The 323-nt window shown below is 67.5% G+C and carries 1 pseudogene; it reads left to right on the plus strand.

Annotation, left to right across the window (positions count from 1 at the left end):
• Positions 1–323 (plus strand): annotated as a pseudogene (locus HWX07_RS36825) (AMP-binding protein); the annotation flags it as partial.

Raw genomic sequence — 323 nt, forward strand, 5'->3', positions numbered from 1 at the left:
ACGGGGCAGGACGTGCCGAACGGGCAAGGCGGCATTCTGGTCGTCAAGCGCCCGTGGCCCGCGATGATCCGCACGATCTGGGGTGACCCGGAGCGTTTCAAGAAGAGCTATTACCCGGAAGAACTCGGCGGCACGCTGTATCTGGCCGGCGACGGCACCGTGCGCGACAAGGAGACCGGCTACTTCACGATCATGGGCCGGATCGACGACGTGCTGAACGTGTCGGGCCACCGGCTGGGCACGATGGAGATCGAGTCGGCGCTGGTGTCGCATGAGCTGGTGGCCGAGGCGGCGGTGGTCGGCCGTCCGGACGACACGACCGG

Origin of the sequence: Burkholderia sp. BCC0097, from assembly GCF_902832985.1 — a bacterium.
Taxonomy (GTDB): domain Bacteria; phylum Pseudomonadota; class Gammaproteobacteria; order Burkholderiales; family Burkholderiaceae; genus Burkholderia; species Burkholderia orbicola.